Annotated in this window: 20 protein-coding genes; 3 read left to right on the plus strand and 17 right to left on the minus strand. The window is 64.6% G+C overall.

All coding sequences use genetic code 11. The features are described from left to right. Positions 1–62 precede the first annotated feature (62 nt). The 11 genes from GA0061098_RS33680 to eno all read right to left on the minus strand — a co-directional run bounded on the left by GA0061098_RS33680 (position 63) and on the right by eno (position 11,412). Positions 63–515, minus strand: coding sequence for a nucleoside deaminase (locus GA0061098_RS33680; RefSeq protein WP_028141599.1), 453 nt, complete (start codon positions 513–515; stop codon positions 63–65). A gap of 2 nt (positions 516–517) precedes the next feature. Then, entirely contained in the window at positions 518–820 is a 303-nt protein-coding gene (locus GA0061098_RS33685) for a DUF5076 domain-containing protein (RefSeq protein WP_018320291.1), read from the minus strand. Between the two features lie 3 nt (positions 821–823). Further along, positions 824–2,206, minus strand: a complete 1,383-nt coding sequence (locus GA0061098_RS33690; protein ID WP_091965729.1) for a pyruvate dehydrogenase complex E1 component subunit beta — start codon at positions 2,204–2,206, stop codon at positions 824–826. Positions 2,207–2,235: 29 nt separating this feature from the next. After that, positions 2,236–3,258: a pyruvate dehydrogenase (acetyl-transferring) E1 component subunit alpha gene (gene pdhA, locus GA0061098_RS33695; protein WP_091965730.1), complete on the minus strand. Its 1,023-nt coding sequence runs from the start codon at positions 3,256–3,258 to the stop codon at positions 2,236–2,238. A 267-nt stretch (positions 3,259–3,525) separates the two neighbouring features. Beyond that, positions 3,526–5,043: an aldehyde dehydrogenase gene (gene adh, locus GA0061098_RS33700; protein WP_091965731.1), complete on the minus strand. Its 1,518-nt coding sequence runs from the start codon at positions 5,041–5,043 to the stop codon at positions 3,526–3,528. Between the two features lie 278 nt (positions 5,044–5,321). Continuing rightward, complete coding sequence (locus GA0061098_RS33705) at positions 5,322–6,281, minus strand: helix-turn-helix domain-containing protein (RefSeq protein WP_165637763.1); 960 nt, start codon at positions 6,279–6,281, stop codon at positions 5,322–5,324. A 216-nt stretch (positions 6,282–6,497) separates the two neighbouring features. After that, the gene (locus GA0061098_RS33710) at positions 6,498–6,815 is read right to left on the minus strand and encodes an FtsB family cell division protein (RefSeq protein WP_018320286.1); all 318 of its coding nucleotides are present in this window, start codon (positions 6,813–6,815) and stop codon (positions 6,498–6,500) included. A gap of 192 nt (positions 6,816–7,007) precedes the next feature. After that, a complete protein-coding gene (locus GA0061098_RS33715) occupies positions 7,008–7,559 on the minus strand; it encodes an NADPH-dependent FMN reductase (RefSeq protein WP_091965733.1) in 552 nt (183 codons plus the stop codon). A 272-nt stretch (positions 7,560–7,831) separates the two neighbouring features. Next, positions 7,832–8,830, minus strand: a complete 999-nt coding sequence (locus tag GA0061098_RS33720) for an MBL fold metallo-hydrolase (protein ID WP_091965734.1) — start codon at positions 8,828–8,830, stop codon at positions 7,832–7,834. A gap of 114 nt (positions 8,831–8,944) precedes the next feature. After that, the gene (locus tag GA0061098_RS33725; protein WP_091965735.1) at positions 8,945–10,084 is read right to left on the minus strand and encodes a zinc-binding dehydrogenase; all 1,140 of its coding nucleotides are present in this window, start codon (positions 10,082–10,084) and stop codon (positions 8,945–8,947) included. Between the two features lie 44 nt (positions 10,085–10,128). Further along, positions 10,129–11,412, minus strand: a complete 1,284-nt coding sequence (gene eno / locus GA0061098_RS33730; RefSeq protein ID WP_091965736.1) for a phosphopyruvate hydratase — start codon at positions 11,410–11,412, stop codon at positions 10,129–10,131. A 176-nt stretch (positions 11,413–11,588) separates the two neighbouring features. Here eno and GA0061098_RS33735 point away from each other — a divergent pair, with 176 nt between their 5' ends. Both GA0061098_RS33735 and queF read left to right on the plus strand, forming a co-directional pair. Next, positions 11,589–12,566: a Vgb family protein gene (locus tag GA0061098_RS33735; RefSeq protein ID WP_091965737.1), complete on the plus strand. Its 978-nt coding sequence runs from the start codon at positions 11,589–11,591 to the stop codon at positions 12,564–12,566. A gap of 51 nt (positions 12,567–12,617) precedes the next feature. Continuing rightward, entirely contained in the window at positions 12,618–13,070 is a 453-nt protein-coding gene (queF, locus tag GA0061098_RS33740; protein WP_165637764.1) for a preQ(1) synthase, read from the plus strand. A gap of 2 nt (positions 13,071–13,072) precedes the next feature. On the opposite strand, the gene GA0061098_RS33745 is transcribed toward queF, so the two are convergent. The 6 genes from GA0061098_RS33745 to tpiA form a co-directional block, all read right to left on the minus strand. After that, the gene (locus GA0061098_RS33745; RefSeq protein ID WP_091965739.1) at positions 13,073–14,278 is read right to left on the minus strand and encodes an MFS transporter; all 1,206 of its coding nucleotides are present in this window, start codon (positions 14,276–14,278) and stop codon (positions 13,073–13,075) included. Further along, positions 14,278–15,126, minus strand: a complete 849-nt coding sequence (kdsA, locus tag GA0061098_RS33750) for a 3-deoxy-8-phosphooctulonate synthase (protein ID WP_091965740.1) — start codon at positions 15,124–15,126, stop codon at positions 14,278–14,280. Before kdsA ends, GA0061098_RS33745 begins: the two co-directional genes overlap by 1 nt. A gap of 123 nt (positions 15,127–15,249) precedes the next feature. Then, positions 15,250–15,576: an NIPSNAP family protein gene (locus tag GA0061098_RS33755; protein WP_091965741.1), complete on the minus strand. Its 327-nt coding sequence runs from the start codon at positions 15,574–15,576 to the stop codon at positions 15,250–15,252. Between the two features lie 79 nt (positions 15,577–15,655). Beyond that, a complete protein-coding gene (gene pyrG, locus GA0061098_RS33760; protein WP_091965742.1) occupies positions 15,656–17,287 on the minus strand; it encodes a CTP synthase in 1,632 nt (543 codons plus the stop codon). Positions 17,288–17,453: 166 nt separating this feature from the next. After that, positions 17,454–17,840, minus strand: coding sequence for a preprotein translocase subunit SecG (gene secG, locus GA0061098_RS33765; protein WP_018320274.1), 387 nt, complete (start codon positions 17,838–17,840; stop codon positions 17,454–17,456). A gap of 141 nt (positions 17,841–17,981) precedes the next feature. After that, positions 17,982–18,737 (minus strand): triose-phosphate isomerase, encoded by a 756-nt coding sequence (gene tpiA / locus GA0061098_RS33770; RefSeq protein WP_091965743.1) that lies wholly within the window; start codon positions 18,735–18,737, stop codon positions 17,982–17,984. A 223-nt stretch (positions 18,738–18,960) separates the two neighbouring features. On the opposite strand from tpiA, the gene GA0061098_RS33780 reads away from it, so the two are divergent. Further along, positions 18,961–20,862, plus strand: a complete 1,902-nt coding sequence (locus GA0061098_RS33780; RefSeq protein WP_091965744.1) for a SurA N-terminal domain-containing protein — start codon at positions 18,961–18,963, stop codon at positions 20,860–20,862. The last annotated feature ends 6 nt before the right edge of the window (positions 20,863–20,868 follow it).

The raw sequence follows: 20,868 nt of genomic DNA on the forward strand, positions 1-20,868 counted from the left end.
GCTGACCTCAAGAAGAACTTTGCAAAAATCCGTCTCCGACAGCGGAGACGAACAGACCAGGTTTAGTTGCCGATGTCGCCCTGCCACAGGCGCTCATTGGCAGGGATGGAACGCCAATTCTTCATCATGGTGATCGAGCGGTCGTCGGCAAGATCGATCCAGGGGATGCCGAACTTGTCGAGAATGTCCTTGGATCCCTCGAAGGTGACGGACTCTCCGATCACCACGAGCTTGACCTTGAACAGCCCCAGCGCGCCGGCGCACATCGAACATGGCGAGAGCGTGGTGTACATGACGGTATCGTGAAACGAGATCGCGCCGGCTTCGCGCAGGCAGCTCATCTCGCCATGCAGGATCGGATTGTTCTCCTGCACGCGGTTGTTGTGGCCGCGGGCGATGATTTTGTTGTCGCGCGTCAGCACGGCGCCGATCGGCAGGCCGCCCTGCGCGATCGAGGCCTCCGCCTCGCGGATCGCCTCCAGCATGAAATCGAAATGATGAGCTTCGATCGCCACGGTCAGTGTCCCTTGCCGCGCGGCGTCGTGGTGCCGGTGTCCGTGGGACGCTCGATCTCGGCCTGGAACATCTCCAGGATCCGGTTCAGCGCGTCCTCTTCGGTATATTCGCTCTCGCGCGCATAGGCGCGCGCGGCGTGGCGGGCGAGATCGACGAGCAGCAAGCCCCACATGTCGGGCTCCTCGAAGGCGCGTTGGAACGCCATCGACAGCCCGCCGTCCAGCACGAATACGCGCAGGATCTCGACCGCGTCGTCGCGGGTCATGACGTCGGGCGGAAGTGGCTGCTCCTTCGGGCCCGCCATGATCTACCTGTAGCAGACGGCTTTGGCGGCCTCGACGACTTCTGCCGCCGACGGCAGCGCGAGCTTCTCCAGGTTCGCGGCATAGGGCATCGGCACGTCCTTGCCGGAGACGCGCGTCACAGGCGCGTCCAGATAATCGAAGGCATTCTCCATGATGCGCGCGGCAATCTCGGCGCCGACGCCGCTCTGGGCCCAGCCCTCTTCCACCGTGACGGCGCGCCCCGTCTTCTTGACGGAGTTGATGATGGTCTCGGTGTCCATCGGCCGCAGCGTGCGCAGATCGATCACCTCGGCCTCGATGCCCTCCTTGGCAAGCTCATCGGCCGCTTTCAGCGCATAGGTCATGCCGTTCGACCAGGAGATGATCGAGACATGGCTGCCGGAACGCACGATGCGGGCCTTGCCGATCGGGATCACGAAGTCGTCGAGCTTCGGCACCTCGCCGGTGTGGCCGTAGAGCACCTCGTTCTCGAGGAAGATCACCGGATTGGGATCGCGAATCGCGGCCTTCAGAAGCCCCTTGTAGTCGGCGGCCGAGAACGGCGCGACGACCTTCAGGCCGGGGACGTTCGAGTACCAGGCCGAATAATCCTGGCTGTGCTGGGCGGCGACGCGCGCAGCCGCGCCGTTCGGTCCGCGGAACACGATCGAGCAGCCCATCTGCCCGCCGGACATATAGAGCGTCTTGGCCGCGGAGTTGATGATCTGGTCGATCGCCTGCATGGCGAAGTTGAAGGTCATGAACTCGACGATGGGCTTGAGGCCCGTCATCGCGGCACCGACGCCGACACCGGCAAAACCGTGCTCGGTGATCGGGGTGTCGATGACGCGCTTGGCGCCGAACTCCTGGAGCAGGCCCTGCGTCACCTTGTAGGCGCCCTGATATTCGGCGACCTCTTCGCCCATCACGAAGACGTCGGCGTCGCGGCGCATCTCTTCGGCCATGGCATCGCGCAAGGCTTCGCGGATGGTCTGCGTGATCATCTCGGTGCCGGCGGGCACTTCCGGATCGGGCTCGGCGACGGCCTGCGGCGCCGGCGCCGCCTTGGGCGCGGCCGCCTCAGCCTTTGCGGCGGCAGGCGGTGCGGATTCGGCAGCCTTCTGCGCGGGTGCCGGCGTCTTGGCCAAATCAGCCGCGCTTTCGCCGTCGGCAAGGATGGTCGCGATCGGCGTGTTCACCGCGACGTCGGCGGTGCCCTCGGGGATCAGGATCTTGCCGAGCGTCCCCTCGTCGGTCGCTTCGACCTCCATGGTCGCCTTATCGGTCTCGATCTCGGCGATGACATCGCCGGACTTGATCGTCTCGCCCTCTTTCTTCAGCCATTTGGCGAGGTTGCCCTTCTCCATCGTGGGCGACAACGCGGGCATCAGCACTTGAATTGGCATAGCGACTCCAAAAGAAAGCTTGCGCGCGTTCAGCGGTAAACGTCGGTCCAGAGCTCGGCGGCATCCGGCTCGGGATCATGTTGGGCGAAATCGGCGGACGCGTTGACGATGTCGCGCACCTCGGCGTCGATCGCCTTGAGATCGGCCTCGCTGACCTTGGCAGCCAAGAGGCGGTTGCGCACCTGCTCGATCGGGTCCTGGTCGTGGCGGACCTTCTCGACCTCCTCGCGCGTGCGATATTTTGCAGGGTCGGACATCGAGTGGCCGCGATAGCGGTAGGTCTGCATCTCCAGGATGAAGGGACCCTTGCCGGCGCGGCACCAGGCGGCGGCTTCGTCGCCGGCGGCCTTGACGGCGCGGACGTCCATGCCGTCGACCTGCTTGCCGGGGATGTTGAAGGACGCACCGCGCTTGGAGAAATCCTGCTGTGCCGAGGCGCGCGAGACCGAGGTGCCCATGGCGTAGCGGTTGTTCTCGATGACGAAGATCACCGGCAGCTTCCAGAGCTCCGCCATGTTGAAGCTCTCATAGACCTGGCCCTGGTTGGCCGCGCCGTCGCCGAAATAGGTGACGCTGACATTGTCGTTGCCGCGATAGTGGTTGGCGAAGGCCAGACCCGTGCCGAGCGAGACCTGGGCGCCGACGATGCCGTGGCCGCCGTAAAAGTGCTTCTCCTTGCTGAACATGTGCATGGAGCCGCCCTTGCCCTTGGAATAGCCGCCGCGGCGACCGGTGAGCTCGGCCATGACGCCGTTGGCATCCATGCCGGTGGCAAGCATGTGGCCGTGATCGCGATAGCCGGTAATGACCTGATCGCCCTGCTTCAGGGCCATCTGCATGCCGACCACCACGGCCTCCTGGCCGATATAGAGGTGACAGAAGCCGCCGATCGCGCCCATGCCATAGAGCTGGCCGGCCTTTTCCTCGAACCGCCGGATCAGGAGCATGTCGCGGAGCGCCTTGAGCTCCTGCTCCCTCGTGAATTCCGGGGGCGAACCGCCGTCGGTCTTGTCCTGTGGAGTGCTTGCGGCGGCTTTCTTGGGTGCGGCCATGGGAATTCCGGGTCAGAGAAAACTTTCGTCCTCTCTAACCCAACTCAAACGCCCTTGGAAAGCACCGCAGCGGCATGGCACGACTTTCATTATGCCGCAGTGCAACGTGGCCGAAATATTGGAAAATCTTTGGCGCTGATCGGGCAACAAATCTACGCGCGTCACGGCTCACGCAGATTCGTGGCCGGATCAAGAACTATGGACCATGCCGATCCGGGCCTTCGGAGAGGACGGCGCCAAGATGGCGCCGCCCTCTCCGCACCTCGATCAGAAGAAGCCGAGCTTCTTCGGGCTGTAGCTGACCAGGAGATTCTTGGTCTGCTGATAATGATCGAGCATCATCTTGTGGGTCTCGCGACCGACGCCCGACTGCTTGTAGCCGCCGAACGCCGCATGGGCGGGATAGGCGTGGTAGCAGTTGGTCCAGACCCGGCCGGCCTGGATGGCCCGGCCGAAGCGGTAGCAGCGGTTGGCATCGCGGCTCCAGACGCCGGCCCCGAGGCCGTAGAGCGTATCGTTGGCGATCTCGAGCGCCTCGTCGTCGGTCTTGAAGGTCGTGACCGAGACCACGGGGCCGAAGATCTCCTCCTGGAAGATTCGCATCTTGTTGTGGCCCTCGAACACGGTCGGCTTGACGTAGAAGCCGCCGGCGAGATCGCCGCCGAGCTCGGCACGTCCGCCGCCGGCCAGCACCTTGGCCCCCTCTTGCTTGCCAATGTCGATGTAGGACAGGATTTTTGCGAGCTGCTCGCCGGATGCCTGGGCGCCGATCATGGTGGCGGCATCGCGCGGGTCGCCCTGCTTGATCGCCGCGACGCGCTTCAGAGCCCGCTCCATGAAGCGGTCATAGATGTCGGCATGGACCAGCGCGCGGCTCGGACAGGTGCAGACCTCGCCCTGGTTCAGCGCGAACATGACGAAGCCTTCGATCGCCTTGTCGAAGTAATCGTCGTCCTCGGCGGTGACGTCGTTGAAGAAGATGTTCGGCGACTTGCCACCGAGCTCCAGCGTGACCGGAATGAGATTCTGGCTGGCGTACTGCATGATCAGCCGGCCCGTCGAGGTCTCGCCGGTGAAGGCGATCTTCGCGATCCGCGGGCTGGAGGCCAGCGGCTTGCCGGCTTCCAGACCAAAGCCGTTGACGATGTTGAGGACGCCGGGCGGCAGCAGGTCGCCGATGATTTCGGCCCAGACCATGATCGAGGCCGGGGTCTGCTCGGCAGGCTTCAGCACGACGCAATTGCCGGCGGCGAGAGCGGGGGCGAGCTTCCAACAGGCCATCAGCAGCGGGAAGTTCCAGGGGATGATCTGGCCAACCACACCGAGCGGCTCGTGGAAATGATAGGCGATGGTGTCGTGGTCGATCTCGCCGATCGAGCCCTCCTGGGCCCGCACCACGCCGGCGAAGTAACGGAAGTGATCAATGGCGAGCGGGATGTCGGCGGCGCGGGTCTCGCGGATCGGCTTGCCGTTGTCCCAGGTCTCGGCAATGGCGAGACGCTCGAGATTTTCTTCCATGCGGTCGGCGATCCGGTTCAGGACCGCGGCGCGCTCGGCGACGCTGGTACGGCCCCAGGCACCCTTGGCGGCATGCGCCGCGTCGAGGGCCAGCTCGACGTCCTGCGCGTCCGAGCGCGCGATCTTGCAGACGATCTGGCCGTTCACCGGCGAGGCGTTGTCGAAATATTTGCCGGAGATCGGCGCGACGAATTTGCCGCCGATGAAATTGTCATAGCGTTCGGCGAAGGGAACTTTGGTGACGCTGAGGAATTCCACCTTGTTCATTGATCACTCCCGATGTTTGCTGTTTGCGCAATTCGTCGCGTGGTCGCGACTTGCGCAGACGATGTCGCGGGAGGTGTTTTCTGTCAGCCCCGATGGGAGCGATGGCGGCGCCGACCTGTCGCAGTTCTGCGACAGTCGTGGGTGAGGCCGGTGCAAGACGAAGCGCTCGCGGCCTCTACATCGTCATTGCGAGCGCAGCGAAGCAATCCAGAGTCCCTCCGCGGAAAGATCCTGGATTGCTTCGCTGCGCTCGCAATGACGACTGAGGAAACTGCGGCTCAGTGGTTCAGCTCGAACCGCTTGAGCTTTCTGTGCAGCGTGGCGCGGCTGACGCCGAGGGCCTTGGCGGCCGCCGAGACATTGCCGCCGGCGCGGAGCAGCGCGCGCTGCACCACCGCGCGCTGGCCGCCGGCAAGATGATCGCGCGCGGGTTCGCCGCCGAGCAGATCGGCTGCGGGCACCGGCTGCAATGCCCGGCCCGGGGCAATTCCCAACGCCGCCCGGGCGGAGCGGGTTGCGCCGATCACGAGATCGTCCGCATCGACCGCAATGAGGCCGCCGCATTGACCGTCCGCAGCTTGCGTCAAGACGATGCGGGCATGGCTGAACGCCCTGCGGAACAGATCGGCCTCGATACGCCTGGCCGCCTCGCCCGTCGCAAGCGCGATCAGGCTGGAAAACGCGTCGGTGCGATCGGCGCGGCAGGAGGAGACGTCGAGCACGCCCGCGAGTGACGCCTCATGGTCGTAGATCGGAACGGCGGTGCAGCTCAGAAGCGTGTTGCGGGTGAAGAAATGCTGGTCGCGGTCGATCGTCAGCGGACGCTGCTCGACGAGGCAGGTGCCGATGCCGTTGGTGCCTTCGTGCTCCTCGCTCCAGAGCGCACCGGTCCACAGGCCCCAGGATTGAAACGTCGCATCGTCCGCCGCCGTGCCGCGACGATCGACCGGCACGCCCTCGCCGTCGGCGAGTAGCACGCAGCAGCCGCTCGCGCCGACGGCCTGATAGAGCCGGTCCATCGCGCCTTGCGCCGCGGCCAGGAGCGGCGCGATGCGCTCGCGCGCCTCGTGCAGCTCGGCTTCGGTCAGCCGCATCGGCGAGGTGCGGCCGCCGGGATCGAGGTGATGCAATCTGGACGAACGGCGCCACGAGGCCACAAGCGCGGATCGTGCCGCCTGGCCTGACGCGATGGCGGCCTCGACGCGAGCCGCGTGATGCCGGGGCATTGACCCATTCATCACTGTTTCCTCCGGATGATAGACTAGATCGTGCCGGCGCCACCCGTTTGATCTGCGTCAACTTCGGAAGAGCGCCACAGAAGCCATGACCCCGCTGCGGCACTGCCGTCAAGGCGGCCGCCCGGTTCCGGACTTACGACCTTCGCAGGAGGAAAGGCACTGTGGTCGGATTTTGGCGGCGGCTTTCGCTGTCGGTTTCGAAAGCTGCGGAAAGCGCTAGTGCGCCGGGATCATCCGAACGAGATCGCGCGGATTGACGTAGTCGAGCTGGAAGCGCGCCCGCTCGTCCAGCATGTCGGGGTCGATCCGCTCGGACCGCAGCAGCGACACCCGCTGCTCGCTCCTGGCGCGCTCACGCTTGAGCTGGGCCAGTTCGCTGGTCAGCGCGATGATCTCCTGGTCGAGCTCCTGGCGGGCATTGAGGCCGTATTTGCCGGTATAGGCGTTGACGCCGAAATAGCCGACGATGGCGGCCGCCATCGCGTAGAGGGCAAGACCGGTCAGGATCGATTTCAGGCGCGCGCGGGAGACCATCTTGGGAAGATGAGACAGGTTGGTTAAGGGGGTGTTAATTGCCCCTGCCGCCAATCCTCATGCCTGGGCTTTGTCCCGCCTGCGCGCCCGAAGCCGCTTCGGCGCGGCGAAGGCCCGAGCATCCACGTTCTTGGTATCCGCAAAGACGTGGATGGCCGGGACGAGCCCGGCCATGACGAAGCGTGTTTCGCCTCAGCCGTGGTGCTTACCCACATGAGCGGCGAAGGCGTCGATATAGGCCTGGAGCACGGGCTTCAGCGAGTCCTTGGTGAGGTTACCTTCGGCGTCGAAGGCGTCGCCGACCGCATTCAGATAGATCTCCGGCTGCTGCATGATCGGGCCCGCAATGCCCGGCAGGATGTTCTGAAGCGTCTTTGCGGCGCTGACGCCGCCGAGCGGACCAGGCGAGTTCGAAACGATGCCGACCGGCTTGCCGTTGAACGAGCTCTTGCCGTAGGGCCGCGAGGCAACGTCGATGGCATTCTTCAGCACGCCCGGGATCGCGCGATTGTATTCGGGGGTGACGAAGATGACGCCGTCCGACTTCTGGAGCTTGTCGCGGAAGGCCAGCCAGTCCGCGGGCGGCGCGCCCTCGAGGTCCTGGTTGAAGAACGAGATGCCCGCCGGCGTGACGACCTCGAGCTTGAGCGTATCAGGCGCAAGCTTGGCCAGTGCATTGGCGATCTTCAACGAAAAGCTGTCCTTGCGCAGGCTGCCGGCGATCGTGACGATGTTGTAGGCCATGAGGTGTCCTTGAGAGCTTGAGCTGGAGTGCCGGGCGGCACTTAAGCGATCCGGATCATTTAATGCAAGTGCATGAACCGGCCCGATTTGGAAACGCTGTGTTTCGCGAAAGCAGATGGTTCTCGCCAGTAGCCCGGATGGAGCGTAGCGCAATCCGGGACCGGCGCAGCTTGGGGCAAGACCCCGGATTACGCTGCGCTCCATCCGGGCTACGATCTCAACGCAATCAGGCCGCCCAAAGGCGGCCTGACGTTTCACACAATCGAACCAACTCAGATCGTCGGATTCCACGCCGACGGGACCAGTCGGTATTTGGCGCCGTCCTTCACGACATGACCGACCGACGGGAACGTGAAGTGGAAGCCGACCACGGTCGCTTTCTCCGCCGCCGCCATGTCGTAGAACTTGTGGCGCGTCGCCTGCGCCATCCCTGCATCCATGTCGAAAATCACGTGCCAGTCGGGATTGCGCAGGAAGAATTCCGGGATGTTAGTGACGTCGGATTGGATCAGCACCTTGGCATCGCCCGATGCGACCGCGAACGAGGTGTGGCCCGGCGCGTGACCCGGAGTTGCGATCGAGGTGATGCCCGGCGCGACCTCCTTGCCCCACTCGTACTTCGTCACCTTGGACTCGAGGCCAGCGAAGATCTTCTTCACGTTGGCGAAATTGTTCTTCAGCGCCTGATTGGACTCGGCCTTGGCAGCGTTCTCCTCACTGGCCCAGAACTCCCACTCCTTGCCGGGCACCATGATCTCCGCATTCGGAAAGGCCAACGCGCCGTCGGCCAGGCGAATGCCGTTGATGTGGTCGCCATGCATATGCGACAGCAGCACAACGTCGACGTTCTTGGGGTCGACGCCAGCAGCCTGGAGGTTCTGCAATGTGCGGCCGACAGCGCCTTTGCTCGCCTCGAGATTGGCAATGCCGTTTCCCGTGTCGATCAGGACGAGCTTCGAGCCAGTATTGATGAGCTGCGGGTTGAACGGAATCGTGACCATGCCCTTCGGCATGTAAGCCGCCTCACCCGCCGCCAGCGCCTCGTCCTTCGGTATGTTGGCGACGAACTTATCCGGCATCGGGAAGGTGCGCGCACCGTCATTGATCGAGGTGCACTCGTAGCTGCCGACCTTGTAGCGATAGAAGCCCGGCGCTTGCGTGCCGGTCGGCGGCACTGAGGCATTGGCCGCGGTCGGCCCGAAGCCGGATACGGCAGCCGCACCGAGGGCAGCGGCGCCTGTGAGCAAATGACGGCGATTGAGATCAGTCATGGAGAGGTCCCCTTCTGAGCGCCCCGCGGTTTTTTCCGCGTTCAAATGGCGGCGGAATAATCTCCGGCTTCGCTCAGAAGGCAAGACCTTCCTTCGGTGACCTGCCGTCGCAGATCACGATTGTTTATTTGGGTTGATGAGGAATTTTTCGCCGGTGGCGCGTTTGGCGTACACCGCGATGTTGGCGGGATCGAGCACCTCGGTCAGCGACACCACCTTGGTGTAGTGACTGGCGAAGGTGGTCTTGAGCTCGGACGCGACGCGCTGACGCAGACGGCCGATCTCGGCCGGACCGATGTTCTGGAGGAACGGCGTCAGCAGCCAGCCGCCGACGCCCCAGGTCAAACCGAACGACCGGCTCAATTCGGTCGGACGGTTGTCGAGGCTGCCGTAAATATAGATCTGCTTGTACACGTTGGAGCCGTAGCGGCTGTATTCCTTCGCCGTCTTGTTGGCGGCAACTTCCATGGCGGTCAGAATCTGGCTCGCCAGCTTGCCGCCGCCGATCGCATCGAAGGCGATCGTGGCGCCGGTCTCGACCAGCGCATTGGTGAGATCGTCCGTGAAACCAGGCGCGCTGGAATCCACGACGTGCTTGGCGCCGATCTTGTGCAGGATGTCGGCCTGCTCCTTGCTCCTGACGATGTTGACGAGGCCGATGCCGTCCTTGATGCAGATCTTGTTGAGCATCTGGCCGAGATTGGACGCCGCTGCGGTGTGCACGAGCGCCTTGTGGCCCTCCCGCCGCATCGTCTCGGTCATGCCGAGCGCGGTCAGCGGATTGACGAACCAGGATGCGCCGTCGGCGGCCGTGGTGCCCGCCGGCAGCTCCATGACGTCGCGGACCTTCAGCACGCGGTACTGCGTGTACATCGCGCCGCCGATCATCGACACGGTCTTGCCCATCAGCGCCTTCGCAGCGTCCGACGATCCGGCCGCGATCACCGTGCCGGCGCCCTCGTTGCCCACCGGCAACGACTGATCGAGCCGGGCTCCCATCATCCGCATCGCAGCCTCCGGCATCGTCGCGGTGATGACCGGCATCTCCTTCGCGCCGGAGACCTTGGCGGCCGACATATCGGCGGGCCCGATCAGGAGGCCGAGATCGGACGGGTTGATCGGTGTCGCCTCGACGCGAACCACGACCTCATCATCGGCCGGCTCCGGGGTCGGGACATTCACGAGGGACAATTCCAGCTCGCCGCTCTTCTTCAGCAGCGAACGCAGTTGCAGTCCGGTCTTGCCGTCGCTCATGTCGATCCTCCCCTATCCGTCTTTTCTCGAGTCGAAGCGCTGGCTTATGCCAGCGCTTTCAGTACGGCCTTGCCACCGTACAGCGCCTGCTTGCCGAGCTGCTGCTCGATGCGCAGGAGCTGATTGTATTTGGCGGTGCGATCGGAACGTGCAAGGGAGCCGGTCTTGATCTGACCGCAATTGGTGGCGACCGCGAGGTCGGCGATGGTGGAATCCTCGGTCTCGCCGGAGCGGTGCGACATCACCGAGGTGTAGCCGGCCTTGTGCGCCATCTCGACGGCGGCGAGCGTCTCGGTCAGCGTACCGATCTGGTTGACCTTGATCAGGATCGAGTTGGCGCGGCCGGTCTTGATGCCGTCGGCGAGGCGCTTGACGTTGGTGACGAAGAGGTCGTCGCCGACGAGCTGGCACTTCTTGCCGATCAGATCGGTGAGCTCCTTCCAGCCGTCCATGTCGTCTTCCGACATGCCGTCTTCGATGGTCACGATGGGATAACGGCCGACGAGGTCCGCAAGGTACTTGGCCTGCTCCGAGATCGAGCGGGTCTTGCCCTCGCCTTCATAGACGTACTTGCCCCCCTTGAAGAACTCGGTCGAGGCGCAATCGAGGCCGAGCACGATGTCGGTCCCTGCCTTGAAGCCGGCCTTGCCGATCGCGTTCATCACGAATTCCAGCGCGGCGTCGGCCGACGGCAGGTTCGGGGCAAAGCCGCCCTCGTCGCCGACGTTGGTGTTGTGGCCGGCCTTCTTCAGCTCCGACTTCAGCGTGTGGAAGACCTCGGCGCCGTAGCGCAGGCCTTCGGCGAAGGAGGACGCGCCGACCGGCAGGATCATGAACTCCTGGAAGTCGATCGGGTTGTCGGCGTGCACGCCGCCATTGATGATGTTCATCATCGGCACCGGCAAGAGGCGCGCGGAGGTGCCGCCGACATACCGATAGAGCGGCATGTCGAGCGAATTCGCGGCAGCCTTGGCGCAGGCGAGCGAGACGCCGAGGATGGCGTTGGCGCCGAGCCGGCTCTTGTTCGCGGTGCCGTCGAGGTCGATCATGATCTGGTCGATCTGGGCCTGCTGCTCGGCATCGAGGCCGCTCAAGGCCTCGAAGATCTCGCCGTTGACGGCACCGACCGCCTTGCTGACACCCTTGCCGAGATAGCGGGCCTTGTCGCCGTCGCGCAGCTCCACCGCCTCATGGGCACCGGTTGAGGCGCCGGACGGCACCGCGGCGCGGCCGAGCGCGCCATCCTCCAGCACGACATCGACCTCGACGGTGGGATTGCCCCGGCTATCGAGGATTTCGCGGCCGATGATGTCAATGATGGCGGTCATGATGTGCACTTCCGTTCGTTGGAGCTGATCGGTTCGCCGCGGGTCTTACACGGGCCGCAAGCAAATGTGAACGCTTGAGGGTGGCACGTCGACTGACGCGTGAAGGCGCCGGGATTAAGGTCGAGAGCATCGGGTCTGTGCGTGCATCCTCAATCCCAAGCAGTCGGGGTAACGCCATGAATCGCCGCCAGTTTCTTGCTTCCAGCACCACCCTGTTCGTGGCGCGCCCAAGTTTTGCCCAAGAGGGCCCGTTCCGGACAAAATACTTCCCGATCAGTGCCGGCATCGGCCTGCACGATCTGACGCCCGCCCCTGACGGTTCGGTCTGGTTCACGGCGCAGGGCAAGGGCCTGCTCGGCAGGCTTGATCCCCGGGATGGCCGTTTCAAGACGGTCAGCCTCGGTCAGGGCGCGGCGCCGCATGGTGTCACCATCGGCCCCGATGGCGCGCCCTGGATCACCGAGGGCGGCCAGAACGCGATCGCCCGGGTCGATCCCGGCGATCTCAAGGTCACGCTGTTCCGCCTGCCGGAAAAGTTCGCCTCCGCCAATCTCAACACCGGTGTGTTCGACAAGGAAGGCACCTACTGGTTCACCGGCCAGTCCGGCTATTACGGCCGCCTCGCGCCTAAGTCCGGCGAAATGAATGTGTTCAAGGCGCCCAAGGGCGTCGGCCCCTATGGCATCACGGTGACGCCCAAGGGCGAGGTCTGGTACGCCTCGCTTGCCGGCAGCTATATCGCGAAGATCGACCCGGCAAGCGGCAATGCCGCCGTGGTCACGCCACCGACGCCGAACCAGGGATCGCGGCGCGTCTGGTCGGATTCGAAGAGCCGGATCTGGGTCAGCGAATGGAACAGCGGCCATGTCTCGGTGCACGATCCCGCCGATGGATCGTGGAAGAGCTGGAAGCTGCCGGGCGAGCGTCCCCGCGCCTACGCTGTCTTCGTCGACGACAAGGACAAGGTCTGGCTGACCGATTTCTCCGCCAACGCGATTGTCCGCTTCGATCCCGCCACTGAGACGTTCAACGTCTTCCCGAGCGACAGGGCCAACGCCAATGTACGCCAGCTCGACGGCCGACCGGGCGAACTCTGGGGCTGCGAGTCCGGCAACGATCGCATCGTCATGATCCAGACGATCGCGGCCGGTTGACGGCAGCGGCATTTGCGTCCATCCCGGCATCCGAAACAGGATGTGACGACGATGGCGAAGAAATCCCTCCAGCTCGGCCGCGCGGTCGAATGGCCGCACACACCGGAAGACGCCCAGCTGGACCGCGTGCCCAATCCGCAAAAGGGCACCGACTATCTGGTGCGTTTCACCGTGCCGGAATTCACTTCGCTCTGCCCGGTTACGGGCCAGCCGGATTTCGCGCATCTGATGATCGACTACGCGCCTGGTCCGTGGCTGCTGGAATCGAAATCGCTCAAACTCTACATCGCGAGCTTCCGCAACCACGGCGCCTTCCACGAGGACTGCACCGTGATGATCGGCAAGCGCATTGCGAGCGAGATCAAGCCGAAATGGCTTCGGATCGGCGGCTATTGGTATCCGCGCGGCGGCATCCCGATCGACGTGTTCTGGCAGACCGGCCGCGTGCCGAAGGGCCTGTGGGTGCCCGAGCAAGGCGTCGCGCCGTATCGCGGGCGGGGCTAGCCTCAGCGCGCGTCGGACGGTGCCCGCGCCTTGAGCAATTGAGCGCAGACGAAGCCCAGCACGACCATGATCGCTGCGCTCGCGAACAGGGTCGGCATCTTGCCGGCATGCTGGAGCCCGAAGCCATAGGCGAGCGGTCCCACGGTCTGCCCCATGAAGAAAAAGAACGAATGCAGCGACAACGCGGTGGCGCGCGCCTCGACCGAGAGCTCGCTGGCGAACACCTGCAGACAGCCATGGGCGATGTAGAAGCCCCATCCCATCACGATGAGATTCAGCGCCTGCACTTCCCAGCGCGGACCGAACGCGACGGCGACGAGTTGCGAGGCGACCAGCGTCATGCCTGCGATCATCATGCCCTTGACGCCGAGCCACGGCAGCAGACGCGACACCGTCAGCGTGTAGAACAGGCCGCCGACAGCAAAGCCCGCGATGACCATGCCGGCGATCGACAGCGAGGTCTGCCCCAGCTCGAACAGGAACGAGGCGATGTAGGGAAACAGGCCGAGCACGCAGCAGCCTTCGATGAACACCGCCGAATAGCAGACATAGGCGTTCGGATTGGTGAAGATGGTGCGATAGCCCGCTTTCAGCGCCGACAGGCTCGTCTTCGGCGGGTGCTTGACCTTGGCGCCGCGAAAGCCGGCGGCAACCGCAATCGACGCCACGATCACGAGCGCGCCGAGCACCGCGAGCACGCCGCGCCAGCCGAGGAAATCGCCTATCAGGCCGGAGGCCGAGGCACCGAGCAGATTGCCGGTCATGGCGCCGGCAAGCGTGCGGCTGATCGCGACCTGACGTTTCTCGGGCCCGACGAGATCGCTGGTCAGGCTCAGCGCCACCGGAAACACGCCGCCGGAGCCGATGCCGGCGAGGATGCGGGTCGCAAACAGAACCGAGAACGAGGACGAGAGTGCGCCCAGGATGTTGGCAAGGCCGAGCAGCGCGAGGCAGCCGATCATCAGCCGCGTCTTGCCGAACAGATCGGCGGCGGCGCCGACTATCGGCTGGATGATCGAGAAGGTGAAGGCGAACACCGCGGCAAAGCCCGCGGCGGTGGCAATGCTGACGCCGAAATCCTCGGCGACGTGCGGCAACACCGGGTCGAGTGCGCGCGCCGAAAGCGCCGCGGCGAAGCTAGCTCCTGATATGACGTAGAGGGCGGCCGGCAGGCCGTGATCGTGCGGCCGCGCCTCGCCTTGCTGCATCAGCGCGGGTTCTTTGCCAGCGCGTCGAACGCCATCAACCTGGCGATCAGCCCCTCGAACTCGCGCAGCGGCACCATGTTGGGTCCATCGGACGGCGCACTGTCGGGGTCGGGATGGGTCTCGATGAAGACGCCGGCGACGCCGACCGCCACGGCCGCGCGCGCCAGCACCGGCACGAACTCGCGCTCACCGCCCGACGAGGTCCCCTTCCCGCCCGGCTGCTGCACCGAATGGGTGGCGTCGAAGATGACGGGCGCGCCGGTGGTGCGCGCCAGGATCGGCAGCGCGCGCATGTCGGAGACCAGTGTGTTGTAGCCGAAGGAGGCGCCGCGCTCGGTGACGAGCACGTTGGGATTATCCGCGCTGGTGATCTTCGTGACGACATTTGCCATGTCCCACGGCGCGAGGAATTGCCCCTTCTTGACGTTGACGACCTTGCCGGTCGCCGCCGCCGCGAGCAGCAGATCAGTCTGCCGGCAGAGGAAAGCGGGGATCTGCAGGATGTCCACGGCTTGCGCCACCTCGGCGCATTGCGTGGCCTCGTGCACGTCGGTCAGGACAGGCAGGCCGAGCGAGGAACGGATTTCGGCGAAGATCGGCAGCGACTGCGCGAGGCCCAGCCCGCGCGCCGCCGACGCGCTGGTGCGGTTGGCCTTGTCGAACGAGGTCTTGTAGACGAGGCCGATGTTCAGCCGTGCCGCGATCTCCCTCAGCGCGGAGGCGACCTCCAGCGCATGCTGACGGCTTTCGAGCTGGCAGGGTCCTGCAATGATCGAGATCGGCAGATCGTTGCCGAATTTGACCCTGCCAATGGTGACGACCGGCGCCGCTGAATGCGAAGAGCTCAAGGCAAATCCCTCGTTTCGGCGCGACCATAGCCGCGATGAGGGTCGGATCAACCCTATTCGGGCCGGGCTGCTTGAATAACAGGGTTGCGCCGGGCCTCCCCGGCGCCTCCCTTGCAGGAGCTGCTACTTGACCGAGGAGAAGGCGGTCGGCGTCAGGATCTGGCTGACGATGTTGGCGACGATCTGGCCGTCGGCTTCGCTCTCGGTGCGCGCTTTCGTCCAGTCGGGATCGGTCACGAACTTGCCCCACTTCGTCTCGCGCTCGCCGAGCGAGTCCCAGGCGAGGAAATAGGTCAGATCCTGGTTGGATTCACCGATCACGGTCGTAAAGAACCCGGCCTGCTTGATGCCGTGCTTCTCCCAGATCTTCAGCGTTGCGGTCTCGAACCGCTTCAAGAGCGCCGGCAGCCGACCCGGCACGCAACGATAGACGCGCATTTCGTAGATCATTGGAGTTCACTCCTGCATTGTTGTTCTTGCTGGGAGCTTGTCGCAACAAAACGCGCAATCGTCAAAGGGAGAGCGTGCGCTACACCAGCCGGCTCTGCACCATCGCCGCCCGAATGAAGGACGCGAACAGCGGATGCGGCTCGAACGGCCGCGACTTCAGCTCGGGATGGAACTGGACGCCGATGAACCAGGGGTGATCCTCGTACTCGACGATTTCAGGCAGCACGCCGTCCGGAGACAAGCCTGAGAATTTCAGGCCGTGCTGCTCAAGGCGGGCCTTGTAGGCGGTGTTGACCTCGTAGCGGTGGCGGTGGCGCTCGGAAATCTCGGTTGCGCCGCCATAGACCTGCGAGACGCGGCTGCCGCGGTTGAGCGCGGCGGGGTAAGCGCCAAGCCGCATGGTGCCGCCGAGGTCGCCGGCATTCGAGCGCTTCTCGAGCTCGTTGCCGCGCAGCCATTCCGTCATCAGGCCGACCAGCGGCTCCTTGGTCGGGCCGAACTCGGTGGAGTTGGCGTCCTCGATGCCGACGAGATTTCGCGCCGCCTCGATCACCGCCATCTGCATGCCGAAGCAGATGCCGAAATACGGCACGTCGCGTTCGCGCGCGAACTGCGCCGCGCGGATCTTGCCTTCCGCACCGCGCTGACCGAATCCGCCGGGCACCAGGATGCCGTTGACGTGCTCGAGGAACGGCGCGGGATCTTCCTTCTCGAAGATCTCGCTCTCGATCCAGTCGAGGTTGACCTTGACCTTGTTGGCGATGCCGCCATGCGAGAGCGCCTCGATCAGCGACTTATACGCATCCTTCATGCCGGTATATTTGCCGACGATGGCGATGGTGACGTCGCCCTCGGGATTGCGGATGCGTTCGTTGATCTGGTGCCAGCTCTTGAGCACCGGCGGGATGCGCGATTCGATACCGAAGGCGGCGAGCACTTCGTCGTCGAGGCCCGCAGCGTGATAGGCTTCGGGCACGGCGTAGATGCTGTCGGCGTCACGCGCCTCGATCACGGCGCTTTCACGCACGTTACAGAACAGGCCCAGCTTGCGCCGCTCTTCCTTCGGAATCTCGCGGTCGGTGCGGCAGAGCAGGATGTCCGGCTGGATGCCGATCGAGCGCAGCTCCTTCACGGAGTGCTGCGTCGGCTTGGTCTTCAACTCACCAGCGCTCGGAATGTAAGGCAGGAGCGTGAGGTGGATGTAGATGGCGTGATCGCGCGGCAGCTCGTTCTTGAGCTGGCGGATCGCCTCGAAGAACGGCAGGCCCTCGATGTCGCCGACGGTGCCGCCGATCTCGACCAGCACGAAGTCGTAATCGTCATTGCCGGAGAGGACGAATTCCTTGATGGCGTTGGTGACGTGCGGAACCACCTGGATGGTCGCGCCGAGATAATCGCCGCGGCGCTCCTTGGAGATGATGTCCTGGTAGATACGTCCCGTGGTGATGTTGTCCTGCTTGGTCGCGGGACGGCCGGTGAAGCGCTCGTAGTGACCGAGATCGAGATCGGTCTCCGCGCCGTCATCGGTCACGAACACTTCGCCGTGCTGATACGGCGACATCGTTCCGGGATCGAGGTTGAGATAGGGGTCGAGCTTGCGGAGGCGGACCTTGTAGCCCCGGGCTTGCAACAGCGCACCGAGTGCCGCTGAAGCCAGACCCTTGCCGAGCGAAGAAACCACGCCGCCGGTGATGAAAATGTACCGCGCCATGGGACTTAACCTCTAATCCCTCGAATTCGATTCGCCAAAGCGATTCGTATTCCGCCCCAAAGATTTTGCGGGCCTGTGGGTGAGCCAAAACTAAGAGTGGTGACAGTGCCTTGATGGGGATTGTTGATGCAGGACGGTAGCCACCGCCCTGCATGGCCCCCCTGCTTTATTGCGAACGAGGCACCTGCGGGCCGCTCGGAGCCGGCGCCTGCTGCTGCTCGTCGGCCTTCTTCAGCGAATCCAGGATGCCGCCAGAGGTCGGCGGCGCGATCGGCGATCCGCCGGCCGGCTGGCCCTGCGACGCCGGCGTGCCGATGATCGACGACGGCGCGCGGCTGTAGCCCGCATGCCAGGACAGGAACATGCTGGTGAGGAAGAAGCCGGCGGCAAGAATCGCGGTGGTCCGCGTCAAGAGGTTCGCGGTGCCGCGGCTCGACATGAAGCCTGCGCCGCCGCCCATGCCGAGGCCGCCGCCTTCCGACTTCTGCAGCAGGACGGCGCCGATCATGACGGCGACGATCATGAGGTGGATGACGATGACAACGGTCTGCATAGTATCCTTCCGTCACAAGCGGGCGGCGCCTGACGGCGGCCGATCGCGCTTCGCGGGTTTTCCTGAAGTTGCGCGGTGTTACACGATCAGAGGGGCCATTGCCACCCCCGATCGGGTCCGGATCAGCCGCTTTGGGGTTAGCTAGGGGCACCCCTTCGCGATCGCAAGGAAATCGGCCGCCTTCAGGCTGGCGCCGCCAACCAGCGCCCCGTTGACGTTCTTGACCGCCATCAGCTCGGCCGCATTCGAGGGCTTGACCGAGCCACCATAGAGGATGCGCATCTTCGCCCCGTCGGTCTTGAACCGGGAGGTCAGGACCTCCCGGATAAACCCATGAATCTGCTCGACATCCTTGGCCGTGGGGGTGAGCCCGGTGCCGATTGCCCAGACCGGCTCATAGGCCACGATGAGATTCGCGGCCGTCGAGCCATCAGGCAGGGAGCCGGCGAGCTGCCCGCGCAGGATGTCCAGAGTCTGGCCGGCGTCGCGCTGGGCCTGAGTCTCGCCGATGCAGACAATCGCCGTCGCACCGGCGCGCCAGGCGGCCTCGGCCTTCTGCCGGATCAGGGCATCGCCCTCACCGTGGTCGGCGCGGCGCTCGGAATGGCCGACGATGATGGCCGTTGCCCCGGCATCAGCCAGCATTTCGGCGGCGATATCGCCGGTATGGGCACCGGAGGCCTTGGGGTGGCAATCCTGGGCGCCGACCCCGACTTTCTTGCCGCGCGCCTTGTCGGCGAAGGTGGCAATCAGGGTCGCAGGCGGGCAGACCAGCAGATCGGCCTTGCTGCTCACCTCGGCCGCACCGTCGAGCATGGCGTCGAACTCGGCAGCCTGGGCCTTCAGGCCGTTCATTTTCCAATTGCCGGCGATCAGGGGGTGGATGGCGTCGGTCATGTCAATTTCCAGCAAAATGAGGTTTGTGCATGCGCTAGCAGAGGACCTGCTGCAGTTCCAGAGACCAGAGGCTTTTAACCGCAGCCGCAAACGGTCGCCGGACCCGAGGTTGCGGGGGGAAAGCCACCACTTTATGATGATTGATCAATTTGGTGACGCGCTTTTGCTGAATCTGCATTAAGACGCGATCCCGTTCCCCTCCTGCTCAAACAAGTTGGACCAAATGCTTCGAGGAATGCGCAAGGCCTCATCAAACTGGCTCGGCAAGACGATTATGGCCGTGGTGATGGGCGTGTTGATCGTCAGTTTCGGCATTTGGGGCATCGCCGACATCTTCAAGGGCTTCGGGCAGTCCACGGTGGCCAAGGTGGGCAGCACCGAGATTTCGCTGAACGAGTTCCGCCAGATCTACACGGACCGCCTGCAACAGATCAGCCGCCAGTTCGGCCGTCCGCTGACGCCCGACCAGGCGCGTGCCTTCGGCCTCGACCGCCAGGTGCTGCAGCAGACGATCGCCGAAGCCGCCCTCGACGAAGAGGCGCGCCGGCTCGGGCTCGGCCAGTCCGACGACCAGATCCGCCAAGTCATCATGAACGACCCCAACTTCAAGGGCGTCGGTGGCAGCTTCGACGCGAACCGCTTCCAGGCCGTGATCCGCAATTTCGGCTATACCGAGCAGCGCTACGTCGCCGAGCAGCGCAAGGTGTCGCTGCGCCGGCAGATCACCGGCACGATCGGCGCCGGCCTCGAGCCGCCGAAGGCCATGATCGACGTGCTGACCCGCTTCCAGAACGAGCAGCGCGCCATCGAATTCGTCAGGCTCGATGCCGCCCAGGCCGGCCAGATCGACGCGCCCTCGCCCGAAGCGCTCGCCGCCTATTTCGAGGACCACAAGGTCCAGTTCCGCGCGCCCGAATACCGCAAGATCTCCTTCGTCGTGGTCTCGCCGGAAGAAATCGGCAAGTGGAGCGAGGTCTCCGACGAGGACGCCAAGAAGGTGTTCGAGCAGCGCAAGGACCGGCTCGGCACGCCTGAGAAGCGCCAGATCCAGCAGATCGTGTTTCCCAACGTGACCGACGCGCAGGCCGCACGCGAGCGCCTCGTCGGCGGAATGTCGTTCGAGGATCTCGGCAAGGAGCGCGGGCTGAGCGCCTCCGACGTCGACCTCGGCCTCGTGACCAAGTCTTCGCTCGCTGCCGCCGTCGGCGATGCCGCCTTCGCGCTTCCCGCCGGCGAGATCAGCCAGCCGATCCAGGGCGGGCTTGGCGTCGCGATCGTCAGGGTCGACAAGATCGAGCCGGGCAAAGAGGCGGACTACGCCAGCCTTGCCGGCGACATCAAGCGCGAGATCGCCACCGAGCGTGCGCGCGTCAAGGTCGCCGATCTCCGCGACAAGATGGAAGACGAGCGCGGCGGCGGCGCCAGCGTGATCGACGCGGCGCAGAAGCTCGGCCTCACCGCCGTGACCATCGACGCGGTCGATCGTTCCGGCCGCGCCCCCAACGGCCAGCCGGTCGCCAACATTCCGCAGGGCCTCGACGTGGTGTCGCAGGCCTTCAACACCGATGTCGGCGTCGACAACGACTCGATCTCGTTCAAGGGCGGCTATGTCTGGTACGACGTGCTCGCCATCACGCCGTCGCGCGACCGCAATCTGGACGAGGTCCGCGACCAGGTCGAGGCGCGCTGGCGCCAGGACCAGATCGCCACTAAGCTCAAGGCCAAGGCGACCGAGATGGTGCAGAAGCTCGAAGCAGGCGGCAAGCTCGCCGATGAAGCCGCAGCGATCGGCGCCAAGGTCGAGACAGCAACCGGCTTCAAGCGCGACGATACGCCCGCCAGCGTGCCCGCAGCCGTCGTATCGGCCGCCTTCCGCACCGCCAAGGACGGCGTCGGACAGACGCCGGTGACCGGCGGCACCGAGGTGATCGTCTTCCGCGTCACCGACATCGTCGAACCCGCGGTCGACGCCGCCTCCGACGCGGTCAAGAAGCTGAAGGAAAGCCTCGACCGTGCCCAGACCGAGGAGCAGGTTGCTTCCTACGTCAACAAGCTTGAAACCGACATCGGGACCACCATTAATCAGGCCGCCTTCGCGCAGGTGACCGGCGCGAACCAGCAGTAAGTTGAA

Source organism: Bradyrhizobium shewense (assembly GCF_900094605.1).
In the GTDB taxonomy this organism is placed as follows: Bacteria; Pseudomonadota; Alphaproteobacteria; order Rhizobiales; family Xanthobacteraceae; genus Bradyrhizobium; species Bradyrhizobium shewense.

Coding starts and splice junctions, on each gene's coding strand:
- secG (WP_018320274.1), bottom strand. CDS start 17,840: ATGCAGACCGTTGTCATCGTCATCCACCTCATGATCGTCGCCGTCATG.
- GA0061098_RS33690 (WP_091965729.1), bottom strand. CDS start 2,206: ATGCCAATTCAAGTGCTGATGCCCGCGTTGTCGCCCACGATGGAGAAG.
- tpiA (WP_091965743.1), bottom strand. CDS start 18,737: ATGACCGACGCCATCCACCCCCTGATCGCCGGCAATTGGAAAATGAAC.
- GA0061098_RS33710 (WP_018320286.1), bottom strand. CDS start 6,815: ATGGTCTCCCGCGCGCGCCTGAAATCGATCCTGACCGGTCTTGCCCTC.
- GA0061098_RS33720 (WP_091965734.1), bottom strand. CDS start 8,830: ATGACTGATCTCAATCGCCGTCATTTGCTCACAGGCGCCGCTGCCCTC.
- GA0061098_RS33745 (WP_091965739.1), bottom strand. CDS start 14,278: ATGCAGCAAGGCGAGGCGCGGCCGCACGATCACGGCCTGCCGGCCGCC.
- GA0061098_RS33715 (WP_091965733.1), bottom strand. CDS start 7,559: ATGGCCTACAACATCGTCACGATCGCCGGCAGCCTGCGCAAGGACAGC.
- GA0061098_RS33780 (WP_091965744.1), top strand. CDS start 18,961: ATGCTTCGAGGAATGCGCAAGGCCTCATCAAACTGGCTCGGCAAGACG.
- GA0061098_RS33755 (WP_091965741.1), bottom strand. CDS start 15,576: ATGATCTACGAAATGCGCGTCTATCGTTGCGTGCCGGGTCGGCTGCCG.
- GA0061098_RS33725 (WP_091965735.1), bottom strand. CDS start 10,084: ATGAGCGACGGCAAGACCGGACTGCAACTGCGTTCGCTGCTGAAGAAG.
- pyrG (WP_091965742.1), bottom strand. CDS start 17,287: ATGGCGCGGTACATTTTCATCACCGGCGGCGTGGTTTCTTCGCTCGGC.
- eno (WP_091965736.1), bottom strand. CDS start 11,412: ATGACCGCCATCATTGACATCATCGGCCGCGAAATCCTCGATAGCCGG.
- GA0061098_RS33685 (WP_018320291.1), bottom strand. CDS start 820: ATGGCGGGCCCGAAGGAGCAGCCACTTCCGCCCGACGTCATGACCCGC.
- GA0061098_RS33705 (WP_165637763.1), bottom strand. CDS start 6,281: ATGAATGGGTCAATGCCCCGGCATCACGCGGCTCGCGTCGAGGCCGCC.
- pdhA (WP_091965730.1), bottom strand. CDS start 3,258: ATGGCCGCACCCAAGAAAGCCGCCGCAAGCACTCCACAGGACAAGACC.
- GA0061098_RS33735 (WP_091965737.1), top strand. CDS start 11,589: ATGAATCGCCGCCAGTTTCTTGCTTCCAGCACCACCCTGTTCGTGGCG.
- queF (WP_165637764.1), top strand. CDS start 12,618: ATGGCGAAGAAATCCCTCCAGCTCGGCCGCGCGGTCGAATGGCCGCAC.
- adh (WP_091965731.1), bottom strand. CDS start 5,043: ATGAACAAGGTGGAATTCCTCAGCGTCACCAAAGTTCCCTTCGCCGAA.